The sequence below is a fragment of the Novosphingobium sp. genome (assembly GCF_019748365.1).
Lineage (GTDB): Bacteria > Pseudomonadota > Alphaproteobacteria > Sphingomonadales > Sphingomonadaceae > Novosphingobium.
This window is the reverse complement of sequence record NZ_JAIEPN010000055.1, coordinates 1-14,697: the sequence shown is the minus strand read 5'-3', so window position 1 is coordinate 14,697 and position 14,697 is coordinate 1. Positions and strand designations below refer to the sequence as shown.

The 14,697-nt window shown below is 64.0% G+C and carries 19 protein-coding genes and 1 riboswitch; of the genes, 7 read left to right on the top strand and 12 right to left on the bottom strand.

The window, feature by feature from the left end:
* Positions 1 to 8: 8 nt before the first annotated feature.
* Positions 9 to 1,199 (bottom strand): lycopene beta-cyclase CrtY, encoded by a 1,191-nt coding sequence (gene crtY / locus K5Q19_RS07740; protein WP_292943035.1) that lies wholly within the window; start codon positions 1,197 to 1,199, stop codon positions 9 to 11.
* A gap of 477 nt (positions 1,200 to 1,676) precedes the next feature.
* On the opposite strand from crtY, the gene K5Q19_RS07735 reads away from it, so the two are divergent.
* Positions 1,677 to 3,188: an NAD(P)/FAD-dependent oxidoreductase gene (locus K5Q19_RS07735; protein WP_292943032.1), complete on the top strand. Its 1,512-nt coding sequence runs from the start codon at positions 1,677 to 1,679 to the stop codon at positions 3,186 to 3,188.
* Between the two features lie 62 nt (positions 3,189 to 3,250).
* Here K5Q19_RS07735 and K5Q19_RS07730 read toward each other — a convergent pair whose 3' ends face one another.
* From K5Q19_RS07730 to K5Q19_RS07720, 3 genes are read right to left on the bottom strand one after another with little or no spacing between them, the layout of a single operon-like run.
* Positions 3,251 to 4,564, bottom strand: a complete 1,314-nt coding sequence (locus K5Q19_RS07730; protein ID WP_292943029.1) for an NAD(P)-binding domain-containing protein — start codon at positions 4,562 to 4,564, stop codon at positions 3,251 to 3,253.
* Entirely contained in the window at positions 4,565 to 5,218 is a 654-nt protein-coding gene (locus tag K5Q19_RS07725; RefSeq protein ID WP_292943025.1) for a cytochrome P450, read from the bottom strand. It lies immediately after the preceding gene.
* Between the two features lie 15 nt (positions 5,219 to 5,233).
* A complete protein-coding gene (locus K5Q19_RS07720) occupies positions 5,234 to 5,800 on the bottom strand; it encodes a hypothetical protein (protein ID WP_292943022.1) in 567 nt (188 codons plus the stop codon).
* Positions 5,801 to 5,933: 133 nt separating this feature from the next.
* Positions 5,934 to 6,074, top strand: a riboswitch (TPP riboswitch).
* Positions 6,075 to 6,104: 30 nt separating this feature from the next.
* Here K5Q19_RS07720 and K5Q19_RS07715 point away from each other — a divergent pair.
* The 4 genes from K5Q19_RS07715 (at position 6,105) to K5Q19_RS07700 (ending at position 9,280) form a co-directional block, all read left to right on the top strand.
* Complete coding sequence (locus K5Q19_RS07715) at positions 6,105 to 6,620, top strand: hypothetical protein (protein ID WP_292943019.1); 516 nt, start codon at positions 6,105 to 6,107, stop codon at positions 6,618 to 6,620.
* Positions 6,621 to 6,646: 26 nt separating this feature from the next.
* Positions 6,647 to 8,536: a phosphomethylpyrimidine synthase ThiC gene (thiC, locus tag K5Q19_RS07710; RefSeq protein WP_292943016.1), complete on the top strand. Its 1,890-nt coding sequence runs from the start codon at positions 6,647 to 6,649 to the stop codon at positions 8,534 to 8,536.
* Positions 8,537 to 8,658: 122 nt separating this feature from the next.
* Positions 8,659 to 8,886 carry an AbrB/MazE/SpoVT family DNA-binding domain-containing protein gene (locus K5Q19_RS07705; protein ID WP_292943014.1) on the top strand — a complete coding sequence of 76 codons (228 nt, stop codon included), beginning with the start codon at positions 8,659 to 8,661 and terminating at the stop codon, positions 8,884 to 8,886.
* Positions 8,887 to 8,890: 4 nt separating this feature from the next.
* Positions 8,891 to 9,280: a type II toxin-antitoxin system death-on-curing family toxin gene (locus K5Q19_RS07700; RefSeq protein ID WP_292943011.1), complete on the top strand. Its 390-nt coding sequence runs from the start codon at positions 8,891 to 8,893 to the stop codon at positions 9,278 to 9,280.
* Here K5Q19_RS07700 and K5Q19_RS07695 read toward each other — a convergent pair.
* The 3 genes from K5Q19_RS07695 to K5Q19_RS07685 form a co-directional block, all read right to left on the bottom strand.
* On the bottom strand, positions 9,277 to 9,744 hold the full coding sequence (locus K5Q19_RS07695) for a YaiI/YqxD family protein (RefSeq protein ID WP_292943009.1): 468 nt from the start codon (positions 9,742 to 9,744) through the stop codon (positions 9,277 to 9,279). The two genes, K5Q19_RS07700 and K5Q19_RS07695, sit on opposite strands and share 4 nt — an antisense overlap.
* 139 nt (positions 9,745 to 9,883) lie before the next feature.
* Positions 9,884 to 10,021, bottom strand: coding sequence for a hypothetical protein (locus K5Q19_RS07690; RefSeq protein ID WP_169793744.1), 138 nt, complete (start codon positions 10,019 to 10,021; stop codon positions 9,884 to 9,886).
* A 174-nt stretch (positions 10,022 to 10,195) separates the two neighbouring features.
* Positions 10,196 to 10,486 carry a hypothetical protein gene (locus tag K5Q19_RS07685; RefSeq protein WP_292943004.1) on the bottom strand — a complete coding sequence of 97 codons (291 nt, stop codon included), beginning with the start codon at positions 10,484 to 10,486 and terminating at the stop codon, positions 10,196 to 10,198.
* 82 nt (positions 10,487 to 10,568) lie between these two features.
* On the opposite strand from K5Q19_RS07685, the gene K5Q19_RS07680 reads away from it, so the two are divergent.
* Positions 10,569 to 10,940 (top strand): hypothetical protein, encoded by a 372-nt coding sequence (locus tag K5Q19_RS07680; protein WP_292943001.1) that lies wholly within the window; start codon positions 10,569 to 10,571, stop codon positions 10,938 to 10,940.
* Between the two features lie 3 nt (positions 10,941 to 10,943).
* Here K5Q19_RS07680 and K5Q19_RS07675 read toward each other — a convergent pair whose 3' ends face one another.
* From K5Q19_RS07675 to K5Q19_RS07660, 4 genes are read right to left on the bottom strand one after another with little or no spacing between them, the layout of a single operon-like run.
* A complete protein-coding gene (locus K5Q19_RS07675; protein ID WP_292942999.1) occupies positions 10,944 to 11,246 on the bottom strand; it encodes an alkylphosphonate utilization protein in 303 nt (100 codons plus the stop codon).
* A complete protein-coding gene (locus tag K5Q19_RS07670; RefSeq protein ID WP_292943128.1) occupies positions 11,243 to 11,644 on the bottom strand; it encodes a DoxX family protein in 402 nt (133 codons plus the stop codon). The genes K5Q19_RS07675 and K5Q19_RS07670 overlap by 4 nt, the downstream gene beginning before the upstream one ends.
* Before the next feature lie 2 nt (positions 11,645 to 11,646).
* Positions 11,647 to 12,483 (bottom strand): 2,3,4,5-tetrahydropyridine-2,6-dicarboxylate N-succinyltransferase, encoded by an 837-nt coding sequence (dapD, locus tag K5Q19_RS07665; RefSeq protein ID WP_292942997.1) that lies wholly within the window; start codon positions 12,481 to 12,483, stop codon positions 11,647 to 11,649.
* 34 nt (positions 12,484 to 12,517) lie between these two features.
* Entirely contained in the window at positions 12,518 to 13,207 is a 690-nt protein-coding gene (locus K5Q19_RS07660; RefSeq protein WP_292942995.1) for a pyrimidine 5'-nucleotidase, read from the bottom strand.
* A gap of 110 nt (positions 13,208 to 13,317) precedes the next feature.
* Between K5Q19_RS07660 and K5Q19_RS07655 the strand changes: the two genes are divergently transcribed.
* Positions 13,318 to 13,965 carry a ribonuclease HII gene (locus K5Q19_RS07655; RefSeq protein ID WP_292943126.1) on the top strand — a complete coding sequence of 216 codons (648 nt, stop codon included), beginning with the start codon at positions 13,318 to 13,320 and terminating at the stop codon, positions 13,963 to 13,965.
* A 3-nt stretch (positions 13,966 to 13,968) separates the two neighbouring features.
* Here K5Q19_RS07655 and K5Q19_RS07650 read toward each other — a convergent pair whose 3' ends face one another.
* Entirely contained in the window at positions 13,969 to 14,604 is a 636-nt protein-coding gene (locus K5Q19_RS07650; RefSeq protein ID WP_292942993.1) for a hypothetical protein, read from the bottom strand.
* Between the last annotated feature and the right edge of the window lie 93 nt (positions 14,605 to 14,697).

Below are 14,697 nucleotides of genomic sequence, written 5' to 3'. Positions count from 1 at the left end.
ATGAAACTCTAGACTCCTGAAAACTTCAGCGGGGCCGGCTGCCTGCCCAGGCCCGTGATGGTGCCGAGCGCCCGAGGGATCGGAATGGGCGGAATACCGGCCAGGATGCGAAACTTGTCGTACGAGGTCGATTTCCCCGAATAGAACCGCTCGATAAGTTCGGGCTTCATCGTGTAGAAACGCTCCAGAATACGGAGACGTTCCTGCGGATAAGCCCCGCCGAACAGCAACGCAGAGAGCATGCGGTAATAGCTCTGGTTTTCCCAGTGCCCTTTAGCCCACTTGGCGGAGAACGCTTTCAGACCTGCACCGTCGAGCGCATCATGATGGGCAAGCGCCAGCGCAAAGCGAACCGCATCCGGCACCGAATAGCTGGTCAGCGAATGGAACAGCCCCGCGCGTGATCCGGCCCGCGCCGTATCCTCGCCGCCATCGCGCCAGAACCCGGCAAAATCGCCGCCCGCCACCACCGGCAGCACGCCGTGCTCCTCGCTCACCAGCGCTTCGACCTCCCATCCGCGCGCGGCAAGGTATGCGTCGATCCGCTGTTCCAGCGCTGGCCGGTCGAGCACGCTGCTGTCCGAATAGTAGGTGTCCTCGAGGAAGATCACGTCCGGCGCGAAGGGCAGGGCGTACATGAAGCGATAGCCATCGATCTGCTCGACCGTCGCGTCCATCACGATCGGCCGTTCCAGGCCATGCGGCGCCCTCAGCTTGAACTTGCGGCCAACGAACTTCTGCCAGCCGCCGGTAAAGTGCGAGACATCGCACAGGCCCCGCGTATCGATCACGCCCCCGGCCTCGACCAGCGTGCCATCGCCCAGCATGACTTCGGTCTCGTTGCAGCTTTTTACGGCCTGTCCGGTCAGGATCGCGTCCTCAGGCAGGGCCGCGCGCAGGGCCGCATCGAACTTCTCGGACGTCATCGCGCTGTAGCTGGTGCGCAAGTGGCGGCTGTGGCGCGGGAAATGGACGTTGTAGTCCGCCCAGGTCGCCTCGATCATCGGCGCGAGCAGTTCGGTCGCTTCGTGGTCGGTGTCGGTCGCAAAGAACGACCAGACGTGATTGCCGCCAAGGCAGCCGCCTTGTTCCACCACCAGCAGCGAGAGATCGGGACGATAGCGGGCAAGCGCCAACGCAATCAGGCCACCTGCCAGGCCCCCGCCCAGGATCGCGATATCGCAGCGCCGTGCATTCATCACCTCCGGCGATAGGCGCTGGGCCGCAGCGGCGCAACCTGCGCGGCTCTGCCCGTTCGTGAAGATGGGGGATAGGCGCGGTCCTTGGCGGCGGAGTGGGGTCCCGGGGATGGCTGTGAAGGTTGCCATCCCCGGGCTTTTGCGAAGGGCGACTTGGGGGGAGGAGTTGCCCTTCTCCCAGGGTTTGTCGCGGCGGCCCGCTCGGAGCGTGTGGAGGTGAAGGCGGGCTCGGACGACGCACCCTCAATGCCATCCGGCAACTTGCCCCCACCGTTCCGCAGCATGACCATTTGGTAATGTTTCGCATGGCCGGGCTGGCCTGCAGCGAGAATCCTGTTGCGTTTTGATGCGGATCAAGGCCTCCTTGCGACCACAAGGCGAAAACCGCCACAACCGGTCTTGTCGGCCCCCTGATTGCCCGCGGCCAGCACGCGGGCGGCGGAGAAGGGCCGCAGGTCCGCCAACAAGGAGAGAATGATGGCAGAGCAGGCCCAACAGCACGTCGACGTCCTGATTGTCGGAGCCGGCATTTCCGGCATCGGGTCCGCCAAGCATCTGCAGGACCAATGCCCGGGCAAGACCTACGCCATCCTCGAAAGCAAGGACACCTTCGGCGGCACGTGGGAAACCCACAAGTATCCCGGCATCCGCTCCGATTCCGATCTCTACACCTTCGGCTATCGCTTCAAGCCGTGGACCGGCGCGCCGATCGCCTCGGCCGAAGCGATCCTCACCTATATGGGCGAAGTGATCGAGGAGAACGGCATCACCCCGCACATTCGCTATGGCCACACCATCACCGCCTGCAGCTGGTCGAGCGCCGACAACCTGTGGACCGTGAACGCCCGCCGCAAGGATGGCAGCGAGGTGGTCTTCACCGCCGCCTTCCTGTGGATGTGCCAGGGCTACTACGATCACAAGACGCCCTACATTCCGGACTGGCCGAACATGGCGAGCTACAAGGGCCACTTCGTCCATTCCCAGCTCTGGGACCCGCAGACCGACGTGGCCGGCAAGCACGTCATCGTGATCGGTTCCGGCGCCACGGCGGCCACCATTGTCCCCGCGCTGTGCGAAGCCGGTGCCAAGGTCACCATGGTCCAGCGCTCGCCGACGTGGTTCTACTGCGCCCCCAATGTCAGCGAACTGGCTGACCGGCTGCGCACCATTGGCGTCGATGAGCCCACGATCCACCGCGTCGTGCGGCAGGACTACATCTACAACTTCTACGAAATGGACCGCCGCAGCCGCGAGGAGCCGGAGGCCATGGCCGAGGACCTGCGCGCGCTGATCCGCGGCTATGTGGGTGAGGACTTCAACTTCGAACCGCACTTCACGCCCAAGTATCGCCCCTGGCAGCAGCGCCTCGCCCAGCTTCCCGATGGCGACATGTTCAAGGCTGTTGTCGCGGGCAATGCCTCGGTCGTCACCGACACCATCGAAACCTTCACCGAAAAGGGCCTGCGGGTCAGTTCGGGTCAGGAAATCGAAGGCGATATCATCGTCGCCTGCACCGGTTTCCGCCTCTCGGTGCTGGGCGAGATTCCGTTCAAGGTCGATGGGCAGGCGGTCAACTGGGCCGATACCATCAACTATCGCGGCATGATGTTCACCGGCGTGCCCAATCTCGTCTGGGTCTTCGGCTACTTCCGCGCCTCGTGGACGCTGCGGGTCGATATCGTCGGAGATTTCGTCTGCAAGCTGCTGAACCATATGGATGCGGCAGGTACCCACAAGGTCGAGGTGGCCTTGCGCGAGGAAGACAAGGACATGAAGATCCTACCGTGGATCGACGCCGACAACTTCAACCCCACCTACCTGATGCGCGATCTCGACCGCATGCCCAAGCGCGGCGACAAGCCCGAATGGCAGCACAACCAGGACTATTGGACCGAAAAGGAACAGATCCCCTACATCGATCCTGCCGCCAGTGAATTCGTCTACGATGGCGTGCGCGCCGAGGCTGCCGCACTGGAAGCCGCAGAATAGCACTACCCGAAAGCCCTCTCCCCTTCAGGGGAGAGGGTTGGGGAGGGGAAAGGAAGCAGCCCTCAGGCCGCCTTCGCGCGCTTCGTCCCCATCGCGATCTCCTTCTTGAGATCGCGCACATAGGCATCGAAATCGAGCTGGATGGTATGCCGCCGCGCCGCATAGTAATGCCCGGTGTGGTACTCTTCGTCGGCCTTGATGATCCGGTGCATCTCGCCCAGCGGCGGAGGGGTGTAGGCACCCGCCAGATAGGCCGCGATCAGCTTCGATTGCTGCTCGGCAAAGTTGACCAGCGTCGGCAGCGGTTGGCCGAGCCCGGCATAGAACAGGTCCGGCACTTCGGGCTTCATGATCCGCTTGAACAGCGGCGGCGGCCGGTTGTCGGCATCGGCGCACAGCGAGGGATCATCGAAGAACGGGAAGCGGATGTCATAGCCCGTCGCCCAGACGATCACGTCGATCGCCTCGCGGCTGCCATCCTTGAACACCACGCCATCGCCGTCCAGACGCTCGATCGCGCCCTTCATCGTCACGTCGCCTGAGCCCGCGCGGAGCAGGAACTCGCCCGAAACCGTGGCATGCGCATCGAACGGGCCGATCTCGGGCTCGGGCAGGCCATAGTCGCTCATCTTGCCGACCAGGCTCTTGATCATGCGCGTGCCGAGCGCGGTGCGCACCTTGCGCGGCATCCACGCCGGGGCCGGGTTCTTGTCGATCGGCTGGCCCTTGTAATACTTCGGCAGCACCCAGACCCCGCGCCGGGTCGAAACGTAGAGCCGCTCGGCAATCGCGCGCTGCGAAAGTTCGGAGGCGATATCCATCGCCGAATTTCCCATGCCGACAACCAGCACGCGCTTGCCGACGCAGTTGACCGGCTCGAACGCGCTGCGGAACGAGTGGCTGTGCAGCTGCTCGCCATCGAAGTGGCCCGGATACTCGGGAATACGCGCTGCCCAGTGGTGCCCGTTCGCCACCACCAGCGCCTCATACTCGCGCGTCTCGCCGTTCGATAGCCGCACTTCCCAGCCGCCTCCGGCCTTGCGTGTCGCCTTTTCGACCTTGGTGTTGAACGTGATGTTCGCGCGAAGCCCGAAGTGATCCGCATAGTCGCGGAAGTACTGCACGAGCTGCGAATGGTGCGGGAAGTCCGGCCAGTCCGCCGGCACCGGATAGTCCTCGAAGGCGAGCCGCCACTTCGAGGTGTCGATATGCAGGCTCTGATAACAGGCCGATAAGCCGTTGGGATTGTTGTAGTACCAGTTTCCGCCGATATCGTCCGATGCATCGAACTCGTCGTAGCTGATGCCATAGTCCTTGAGCCGCTTGGCAACCGTGATGCCTGAACAGCCGGCCCCAATAATGCAGACGCGCGTCATTCAGTCCTGCTCCAGCCGCACCGGCATTGCGTTGAAGCCGTGGAGGAACGGGCTCGCCAGCCGCTCCGGCGCGCCGACCGGGACGACGCGCAGGCGGCGGGAGACGATCTCGTCGATCACCGCCGCGATCTGCACTTCGGCCAGCCGAGCGCCCACGCAGCGGTGGATGCCGTGGCCGAAAGCAATGTGCCGGCGTGCGTTCTCGCGCGTCACGTCGAAGCGCTCGGCATTCGGGAACACGCTCTCGTCGCGGTTGCCCGAGATGTACCACATCACGATCTTCTCGCCCTGGCGAATGAGCTGCCCGCCCACCTCGACATCCGCTGTCGCGGTGCGGCGCATATGCGTCACCGGCGATTGCCAGCGGATGATCTCCTGCGAGGCGTTGGTGCTCAGTGTCGGATCGGCGCGGAGCTTCTCGAGCTCCTCAGGATAAAGGTGCAGAGCCTCGACCAGGCCACTGATCGAATTGCGCGTCGTATCATTCCCCGCCACAATCAGCAGCGCGATATTGGCGAGCCGTTCCAGCGGCGGCAGCTGCCCCATCGCTTCGGAATGGACCATCCGGCTCAGCAGGTCGTCGCTCGGCGGCAGCACGCGCCGTGCTTCAAGCTCGCGGTCGAAGCGCTGCAGCATTTCGCCGAGCTGCTTCATCCATTCGGCGCGGTATTAGGGCGTCAGATTGTCCGCCGAAACCCCGCTGGCATAGTCCGACCAGCGCTTGAGATCGCGCCATTCCTCGAAAGGAAAGTCGAACAGGCTGCACAGCATGCCCAGCGTTTGCGGGATCGCGAGGCTCTCGACCCAGTCGAAGGTCTCGCCCAGCGGCAGCGCATCGAACAGCATCCTGGCGCGTTCGCGTACTTGCGCTTCCAGCTTGATCATCTGCCCCGGGCTGAACGCGGGTGCGATGACCTTGCGCTGCGCGGTGTGGATCGGCGGATCCTGCGCAATGAAGTTGGGGAAGTCCGCTTCGTTGATCGATTCGGCGATCGTGATGTTGCCCAGCTTCCACGAGGAGGAAAACACCTCGGGCGTCAGCTCGATCTGCTGGATGTGCTCGTGCGTCACGGCAGACCAATACCCGCCGAACGGGCTTTCTGGCCGCCAGCTGATCGGCATTTCCCGCCGCAGGAACGCGAACGGCTCGCGCCAGGTATCTTCGGTGTAAAGCGCGTCGGCGCTCACGTCGTATGGGTTGATCGCCCGCTCGCGGGTGAGGGTCTGGCTCGCCATGTCCTGCTCCGATGCACCCGCTCGCATCCCGGCGGGCTCTTGGCGCGAAGTATGTTTAAGCGCTCGCTTAAAGTCCAGTGCCAAAGCATGTGCCCAAAGCGTGTGGACGTCGCTGCCCAAGCGTTCTAGAAAGACGCCATCCCCGGGGAGCCGCTGGGCTGGAGCGATCTTTCGCGAAGGCTTACAAAAATGGCTGAGAGGGGCGGTTAGCATCGCCCGACCCGTCGAACCTGAACCCGTTAGCACGGGCGGAGGGAGGGCATCCAGAATGGGGCACTCCTTCTGTATTTCACGGAGGCAGATGTTGGCCATTCCCCGTCCGCACAGTTCAAAGTCTAAGTTTCGGCTTTACACTTCATTTGCGGCGCAGAAGCTGGTGGTTATTGCCCTTCTTGTGTCATTATGCTGCGGAACGCCTGCAGTTGCTCAGTTTGCGACTTACAAGCGCGGCGGCTTGTGGGGCGGTTTCAGCGACAAGGAGCTCGAACCCGGCGTTTGGCGGGTTAGAGCAAGCGCCAATGGTGTATCCGGCGGAGGCCGACTCGCGGCGGATATGGCGATGTATCGGGCTGCCGAGATCTCGAAAGAGCGCGGTTTTAAATACTTCCGCGTTCTGAAGACCAATGGCATCCAAATGATTTTAAGTCGGGAGCTCCCGATAAATGCAGGTGGCAACGTTGAAGTTGTTGTTCGACCGGTTGGCGAATTTGATGGGAATTCTGAATGCCGGTCAAAGGATGCAACTATCTGTAAAACGTATGAAGCTGATTCAATAATGAGTGAGCTGCGTCCATACATAAGATTTCCAAGGAATAACTAGATTTTTTCTGATCAGGAGTAGCCGAAATGGCCGATATCAATTCCCGCCTCGAAAATGGTCCGCAGGCTACGCCCATCGGCGTCACCACCGGCCCGATCCGCGGCAGCCGCAAGATCCACGTCGAAAGCCCGCGCTTCCCGGGCATGACGGTCGCCATGCGCGAGATTTCGCTCGAACCCAGCTCGGGCGAGCCCCCGCTGCGCGTCTACGACACCTCCGGCCCCTACACCGACAGCAATGCCGTGATCGACATCGCCAAGGGCCTGCCGCAGCTGCGCCGCGAGTGGATCATGGGCCGCGGCGATGTGGAGGAGTATCAGGCCCGCGAAGTGAAGCCCGAGGACAACGGCCAGCTCGGCCCGGACCGCTCGGGCGGTGTCCCCGGCTTCCCCAATGTCGTGCAGAAGCCGCTCCGCGCCAAGGCTGGCGGCAACGTCACGCAGATGCATTACGCCCGCCAGGGGATCATCACCCGCGAGATGGAATATGTCGCCATCCGCGAGAACCTCGGCCGCCGCCAGCTGAAGGAAGCCCTCGCGCGCGACGGGCAGGATTGGGGCGCCGCCATCCCGGACTACGTCACCGCCGAATTCGTCCGCGATGAAGTCGCCCGCGGCCGCGCGATCATTCCCAGCAACATCAACCACCCAGAATCCGAGCCGATGGCGATCGGCCGCAACTTCCTCGTCAAGATCAACGCGAACATCGGCAACTCCGCCGTGGCGTCCGATGTCGCGCAGGAAGTCGAGAAGATGGTCTGGTCGGTCCGCTGGGGCGCGGATACCGTCATGGACCTCTCCACGGGCCGCAACATCCACGACACCCGCGAATGGATCCTGCGCAACAGCCCCGTCCCCATCGGCACCGTGCCGATCTATCAGGCGCTCGAAAAGGTCGGCGGCATTGCCGAGGACCTGACGTGGGAGATCTTCCGCGACACGCTGATCGAGCAGGCCGAACAGGGCGTCGACTACTTCACGATCCACGCCGGCGTGCGCCTCCCCTACATCCCGCTCACCGCCAAGCGCGTGACGGGCATCGTCAGCCGCGGCGGCTCAATCATGGCCAAGTGGTGCCTCGCGCATCACAAGGAATCGTTCCTCTACGAGCACTTCGACGAGATCACCGAGATCATGAAGGCCTACGATATCGCCTATTCGCTGGGCGATGGCCTGCGCCCGGGCTCGGTGGCGGATGCCAACGACGAGGCCCAGTTCGCCGAACTCTACACCCTCGGCGAACTCACCAAGCGCGCCTGGGAGCAGGACGTGCAGGTGATGATCGAAGGCCCCGGCCACGTGCCGATGCACAAGATCAAGGAAAACATGGACAAGCAGCTCGCCGCCTGCGGCGAAGCCCCGTTCTACACGCTCGGGCCGCTCGTGACCGATATCGCCCCCGGCTACGATCACATCACCAGCGGCATCGGCGCGGCGATGATCGGGTGGTTCGGCACCGCGATGCTCTGCTACGTGACCCCCAAGGAGCACCTCGGCCTGCCCGACCGCGATGACGTCAAGGTCGGCGTCGTCACCTACAAGCTCGCCGCCCACGCGGCAGACCTTGCCAAGGGCCACCCCGCCGCCAAACTCCGCGACGATGCCCTCAGCCGCGCCCGCTTCGAATTCCGCTGGCGCGACCAGTTCAACCTGTCGCTCGATCCGGACACCGCCGAGCAGTACCACGACCAGACGCTCCCGGCCGAAGGCGCCAAGACCGCGCACTTCTGCTCGATGTGCGGCCCCAAGTTCTGCTCGATGAAGATCACGCAGGAAGTGCGCGATTTCGCTGCCAAGCAGAACGCCGAGATCGCAACCTTCGTTGCGAACGAAGCCGAAGCCGAAGCCGGCATGGCGGAAATGAGCGAGAAGTACCGCGAGGCAGGCAGCGAGTTGTACCTGCCTGCAGCGGAGTAATCCCATTCCTCCCCGAGCTTGCTCGGGGAGGGGAACCACCCGAAGGGTGGTGGAGGGGCGCTTTCGGCCATACGCAAAGGCCCCATATTGCCAATCCACCTCCTTCGCGTTATAACGCCCGTATGAACGCAACGCTCAAGATCACCAGGATCGGCAATTCCGCCGGCATCATCCTCCCCCGCGAGGTGCTCACGCATCTTGGAGCGGAGGTTGGCGAGACGCTTTCTGTCGTCACCACGCCGGGCGGGATCGAGCTGCGCGCCGAAGAACCGGACTTCGAGGCACAGATGGCTGCCGCCCGTGAAGTCATGGCGCGGCGCAAGCGCGCCCTGCGCGAACTCGCCAAGTAACCCTATGCCTCAGGGCTGGATCTGGGTCGCGCCCGATGTCGCGCGCGCGGCGCATGCCGAGCAGCTTGCCGAGCATGGCGGCGCCGAAGGCGTGCGCGATGATGGCCTCCTCGTCAGCGCCTTTGCGCGCCCCCGCAATCTCGCCGATTATGGCGATCCGGATGCGGCCGCACTGGCAGCTGCCTATGCCTATGGCATTGCCCGCAACCATCCCTTTGTGGATGGCAACAAGCGCACGGCAGCTGTCGTTTCGGAAACGTTTCTGATGCTCAACGGCTATGTGCTAACAGCAAGCGACGCAGAACTTGTTGTCGCGTTCCTTGAACTTGCCGCCGGCCAGCTCACCGAGGAAGAACTCGCCGACTGGTTCCGCCAGCACGTGCGCGCGCCCTAGGCGCGCTTCAGCCGCACCATCGCTTCATCGAGCGCGCCGAGAAAGCGCGAACGATCCGCCTTCGAGAACGGCGCCGGCCCGCCAATCACGTCCCCGCCTGCGCGCAGGTCCGCCATGATCGCGCGGGTCGCGATCTGGCTGCCGATGGAATTGGCGGTGAAGGGCTTGCCGGTGGATGAGAGCACCTGCGCGCCTGCCTTGAGGCAGCGGTCCGCCAGCAGGATGTCGGCGGTCACCACCACGCAGCGCGCGTCCGCTTCCCCGGCGATCCAGTCGTCCGCCGCATCGAAGCCGCCGTCCACCACAACACGCCGCACCAGCGGATGGACGGGCACGCGGAAAGGTGAATTGCTCACAACCACGACGGCGACGTCATGCCGCCACGCGACCTTATAGATCTCGTCCTTGACCGGGCAGGCGTCGCCATCGACGAGAATGCGAAGCTGGGCAGGGGTTATGTCCATGGACAGCCCTTGCCACATTGGCGTCCGCCTCGCCATTCCTCCCCCAACGGGGGAGGGGGGGACCACCGCAGGTGGTGGAGGGGCAGGTGCGGGATGAAACGTCCATCAGCCGCAGAAGCGGGAACCGCCTACCCTTCGCTCAGGTGCTCCGCTTCATGTTGTCGAGCCCTGCGACAACACCCGGCTTCTGGCTGGGATTGGAAGCATTCTGCTTCTTGGGGCCTTCCGCCTTGGGCTTGCGCACTTCGCGGTTCGATTTCTTCTGGCTCTTGGCCATGCTCGCTCTCCGTCCGGACGGTATGGCCGGAGACCAGCCCTAGGCCTTCGGGCAGGGCTTGGCCAGCAATCCCGGCAGGGCGGGGAAGGCGGGCACGAAAAAGCCCCCGCAGAGCGCCGGAAACGGGCGTTCGTCGGGGGCTTTGTCGTCAGGGCAGCGGCCTGCCGGTCGGGATCAGTTAGAGGCGACCTGAATGCCCAGCGCGCGGGCTTCGGCCTGCGTGAACTCGACCGCCTGGTTGTTGAACGTGCCGGTCACATAGCGGCCGCGCACGTGCAGTTCGAACGGAGCCTTGCCGTTGAAGGCAGTGCCCTTGATCACGCGCTCGCCGCCAACGTCTTGCGCGGTGTAGGTGTAGGTGACACCTTCGTGCGTGAACTTGGCAGCGGTCTCGCCCGCGTGGGCAAGGGCCGGAGCAGCGATGAGAGCAGCAGCGGCAGCGATCTGGAAGGACTTGATAAGCATGGCAAAATCTCCTTTGAAACCGGAAGAATTTGCCTTCGAGCACCCCTGTTTTCTTGTTGAGCCCGATATGGTGCAGCGCACAATGACCCGCAAATGTAATGAACGCCGCGCCAGTTGCAAAACGCGCAACTGGCTGCTGATCGCCGCCTTCGCCGCGCTGGCGGCCTGTTCGCCCAAGGCGTCTGAACCTGCTCCGGCGCCGGTCATTGCCGGTGGCTGGCAGGTGGCCGATCCTGCGGGTGAGAGCATCGTAGGCGCCGCACGCTACGCTGCTGGCCAGTTGCCACCGGGGCACGGTGCACTGGCTGAGGTCCTCTCCGCCGAGACGCAGGTCGTCGCCGGCACCAACATTCGCTTGGTGCTGCGCCTTGCCGATGGCTCGCGCTGGAAGGCCGTGGTCTGGCACCGCCTCGATGGCTCTTTCGCGCTCACCGAGGCCGCGCCACAGCCTTGAAAGTCAGCGCTTTTTGACGAACTCGGCGCGCAGGACGAGGCCCTTGATCCCGTCGAACCGGCAGTCGATTTCCTGCGCGTCGCCGGTCAGGCGGATCGACTTGATCAGCGTACCGCGCTTCAGGGTCTGGCCCGCACCCTTGACCTCGAGGTCCTTGATCAGCGTCACCTGGTCGCCATCGGCAAGAAGGTTCCCCACCGCATCGCGCACCTCGACAGTGCCTTCCGCCGCGCGCTTGGCGGCAAGCTCGGAAGCCGGCAGCCATTCGCCGCTGTCTTCGTCGTAGACGTAGTCTTCATCGCTCATGGCTTGTTCGATTCCCGAAAGGGCAGGACGCCCGAAACCCATAGCGCCAGCCAAACGAGGACCGGCTGCAGAAACATCCTCGGCACGTGATAGCCAAGGCCGAGCCCATGATCGGGCCGCGCCATGTCGCGGATGAAGTGAACGATGTTCGCCGGGAACACGCCGACGGCATAGGCCGCGAGCCCCCATCCGGCGGCGCGGCGCAGGGCAGGAGACCAAGGCTGAACCAGCCCCGCCGCACCCGCCAGTTCGGCGACACCGGTCAGCGCGATCACAAACTCGGGCGCTGGCACCCAGGTCGGCATGATGCCGAGGAACGGCCGGGGGACAAGCAGATGCAGCGCCCCGGCCAAGGCATAGAGCAGCGCCAGAACCCAGCGCGACAGATTGCGGGAAATGCTCAGTCGCGCAGCAATTCGTTGATGCCGGTCTTGCTCCGGGTCTGCGCGTCGACTGTCTTCACGATCACGGCGCAGTACAGCGAAGGCCCGGGCGTCCCGTCGGGCAGGGGCTTGCCCGGCATCGCGCCCGGCACGACCACGGCATAAGGCGGCACGCGGCCCATATGGACCTCGCCCGTCGCGCGGTCGACGATCTTGGTCGAGGCGCCGAGGTACACGCCCATCGAGAGCACCGCGCCTTCGCCGACGATCACGCCTTCGGCCACTTCGGAGCGCGCGCCGATGAAGGCGCCGTCCTCGATGATCACTGGGCCGGCCTGCAGCGGCTCGAGTACGCCGCCGATCCCGGCGCCGCCCGAAATATGCACGTTCTTGCCGATCTGCGCGCAGGAGCCGACCGTCGCCCAGGTATCGACCATCGTGCCTTCATCGACATAGGCGCCGATGTTCACGAAGCTCGGCATCAAGACCACGCCCTTGGCGATATGCGCCCCGCGCCGCGCGACCGCGCCGGGCACAACGCGGAAGCCCGCCTCGCGAAAGCGGTTCTCGCCCCAGCCGGCAAACTTCGAGGGTACCTTGTCATAGGCCGGCGCGCCGCCCGCACCCTGCTCGATCACCGCGTTGTCATTGAGACGGAAGGAAAGCAGCACCGCCTTCTTGAGCCACTGGTTGACAGTCCACGCGCCGTCCACCTTCTCGGCCACGCGGACCTTGCCAGCGTCGAGCAGTTCGAGCGCAGCGTCCACCACTTCGCGCACCGCTGTGCTCGCGGGGGTCACGTTGGCGCGGTCTTCCCACGCGGTTTCGATGGCGGACTGCAGCTGTGCGGTCATGGTAGGGGCTCTCCGGGAAATCAGAGCGCGGGGCCTAACGGAGCGCAGCGCTGCCTGCAAGCTCTGCGCAAACCAATTCGAGCCACCGCGGCAGATCATCGATCACCAGGTCGATCGCCGCATCGTCCTTGGCGCGGTCACCCCATTCGCTGGCACAGTCGAGCCAGACCGTCTGCATGCCGAGCGCCTTGGCCGGCGGAAGGTTGCGCGCCGAGTCCTCGACGAACACCGCGCGCTCGGGATCGAAACCGAAAGCCTCGATCAGTCCGTGGTATGCCGACGGCTCCGGCTTGGGCTTGTAGTCCATCGCGATGACATCCCACATGCCCTCGAAGCACTGCTCCAACCCGAGGGCGGCGAGGACCTTTTCCGCATATGGCTGATCGCCATTGGTGAAGATCAGCCGCCGCCCCGGCAGCGCCTTGATCTGCTCGGCCAGCCTCGGCGCCTGCGCCAGCACCGACATGTCGACGTCATGCACGAAGTCGAGAAACTCGCGCGGATCGATCGCGTGATAGTGCATGAGGCCCGCCAGCGTCGTGCCGTGATCGTGAAAATACATCTTCTGGATGCGTTTGGCCTCGACCCCATCGCAGCCGAGCAGGTTGGCGATGAACTGCCCCATGCGCTGATCGATCTGGCCGAACAGACCGCAGGCCGGGGGGTAGAGCGTGTAATCGAGGTCGAAGATCCAGCAATCGACGCGGGAGGGATCAAAGGCCAAGGACTCGGCTCCCCGCGCGTGTCCGGGCGAGCTTGAGCTTGCCCGTCTTTTCAGTGATGAGGGCGGTCATGGCCAAGCTTGAGGAATCCGATCGTTTCATGTTCGACTCCATGCCAGCGAATGGGGCCGCTGTCAGCGGCGGAAACGGACGTCTGGTGCCCTCGGGGCTGATCGTTGGCGTAGACGAGGCGGGGCGAGGGCCGCTGGCGGGGCCGGTCGTGGCAGCTGCCGTGGTGCTTGGCCAGCAGCCGCCTCAGGGCCTGGCCGATTCCAAGGCGCTCAGCGCCGCGCGCCGCGCAAGGCTCGAGCCGGCCATTCGCGAGACCTGCCACTGGGCGCTCGGCATCGCCGAAGTGGAGGAGATCGACCGGCTCAATATCTTCGCCGCGACCATGTTGGCCATGACCCGCGCCGTCGCCGCGGTTGCGGCAAAGGTGGGTGAGGGCAAGATCGAGATGGTGCTGGTCGATGGCAACTTGACGCCGGCCAGGCGCTGCGCCGACTGGGTCTGGCCGGCGCGCGCCATCGTGAAGGGGGACGCGACCGAACCCTGCATCTCCGCCGCATCCATTCTGGCCAAGGAACACCGCGACCGGCTGATGCGCGCGGCCGCAGGTCAGTTTCCGCACTATGGCTGGGAGCGCAATGCGGGATACGGCACAGCCGAACACCTTGCCGCCCTGCGCCAGCACGGCGCCACTGCGTTCCACCGGCGCAGTTTCGCGCCGGTGGCGCAATTGGAGCAGATCGATCGCTGAGCCTTATCGGTAGCCCATCGCCATGCAGAAATATGCATAGCTATCGGCATTACGCAGGCACTGGTCGGCCGTAATGCCCGGTTCCCGGAAATCCGAGCCATCCGACCACATGTAGCCCTGCTCGCCGAAGTCTTCGGTGCTGGCGAAGCGATGTGTGGCTTCATGAATGAACGTCCGGACGGCCTGGAAGCGGTTGTTCATGATGTAGTCCCGCTTCACGTGGATATCGCCTTTGGTCCCATTGGGACCGTTGCGCACATAGCCTTCAATGTAAGGAAGGACCTCTTTCTTGTCCCCGAAGTAGTTGATCGAGCGATAATCCGAGGTGTTGTCGGTCTTCAATGCGAGCTTGCCGTTGTTCATGCCATTGATCGTGATCTCGAGGATCGCCTGGACATCCCCGGCCTTTCCCGTGCCCGACTTGAAATACTGCTGCATCGCCTGTTCGAGCTTCGTGGCGTTGCGGTGTACCATCCAGCCGATCGTGGTGCGTACGGTGGTGTATGCCTTTTCGAGCGTATCCATCGAGGCCTGCTGCGCCGCCTTGTCAAGAAACAGCTCGCGGTGCTTGAGGCGGACCTTGCCGAAACTGGCCTGCTTGTCCTTGTTATGCCAAAGGACCGATGTACCCAATGCCATAGCGATTCCTTTCCCACCTGAGAACACCGGGAATAAAAGGGGCCACGGATCGGCCGGTAGCACCGGATTAAAAATGGGCCAGTCCTGCTAGAC

Bases quoted from the DNA above. Each gene is read 5' to 3' on its own strand.
- K5Q19_RS07720 (WP_292943022.1), bottom strand. From the start codon at position 5,800: ATGGCGAGCCAGACCCTCACCCGCGAGCGGGCGATCAACCCATACGAC.
- K5Q19_RS07725 (WP_292943025.1), bottom strand. From the start codon at position 5,218: ATGAAGCAGCTCGGCGAAATGCTGCAGCGCTTCGACCGCGAGCTTGAA.
- crtY (WP_292943035.1), bottom strand. From the start codon at position 1,199: ATGAATGCACGGCGCTGCGATATCGCGATCCTGGGCGGGGGCCTGGCA.
- K5Q19_RS07705 (WP_292943014.1), top strand. From the start codon at position 8,659: ATGAACGCAACGCTCAAGATCACCAGGATCGGCAATTCCGCCGGCATC.
- K5Q19_RS07690 (WP_169793744.1), bottom strand. From the start codon at position 10,021: ATGGCCAAGAGCCAGAAGAAATCGAACCGCGAAGTGCGCAAGCCCAAG.
- thiC (WP_292943016.1), top strand. From the start codon at position 6,647: ATGGCCGATATCAATTCCCGCCTCGAAAATGGTCCGCAGGCTACGCCC.
- K5Q19_RS07675 (WP_292942999.1), bottom strand. From the start codon at position 11,246: ATGAGCGATGAAGACTACGTCTACGACGAAGACAGCGGCGAATGGCTG.
- K5Q19_RS07685 (WP_292943004.1), bottom strand. From the start codon at position 10,486: ATGCTTATCAAGTCCTTCCAGATCGCTGCCGCTGCTGCTCTCATCGCT.
- dapD (WP_292942997.1), bottom strand. From the start codon at position 12,483: ATGACCGCACAGCTGCAGTCCGCCATCGAAACCGCGTGGGAAGACCGC.
- K5Q19_RS07695 (WP_292943009.1), bottom strand. From the start codon at position 9,744: ATGGACATAACCCCTGCCCAGCTTCGCATTCTCGTCGATGGCGACGCC.
- K5Q19_RS07700 (WP_292943011.1), top strand. From the start codon at position 8,891: ATGCCTCAGGGCTGGATCTGGGTCGCGCCCGATGTCGCGCGCGCGGCG.
- K5Q19_RS07735 (WP_292943032.1), top strand. From the start codon at position 1,677: ATGGCAGAGCAGGCCCAACAGCACGTCGACGTCCTGATTGTCGGAGCC.
- K5Q19_RS07730 (WP_292943029.1), bottom strand. From the start codon at position 4,564: ATGACGCGCGTCTGCATTATTGGGGCCGGCTGTTCAGGCATCACGGTT.
- K5Q19_RS07655 (WP_292943126.1), top strand. From the start codon at position 13,318: ATGCCAGCGAATGGGGCCGCTGTCAGCGGCGGAAACGGACGTCTGGTG.
- K5Q19_RS07650 (WP_292942993.1), bottom strand. From the start codon at position 14,604: ATGGCATTGGGTACATCGGTCCTTTGGCATAACAAGGACAAGCAGGCC.
- K5Q19_RS07680 (WP_292943001.1), top strand. From the start codon at position 10,569: ATGACCCGCAAATGTAATGAACGCCGCGCCAGTTGCAAAACGCGCAAC.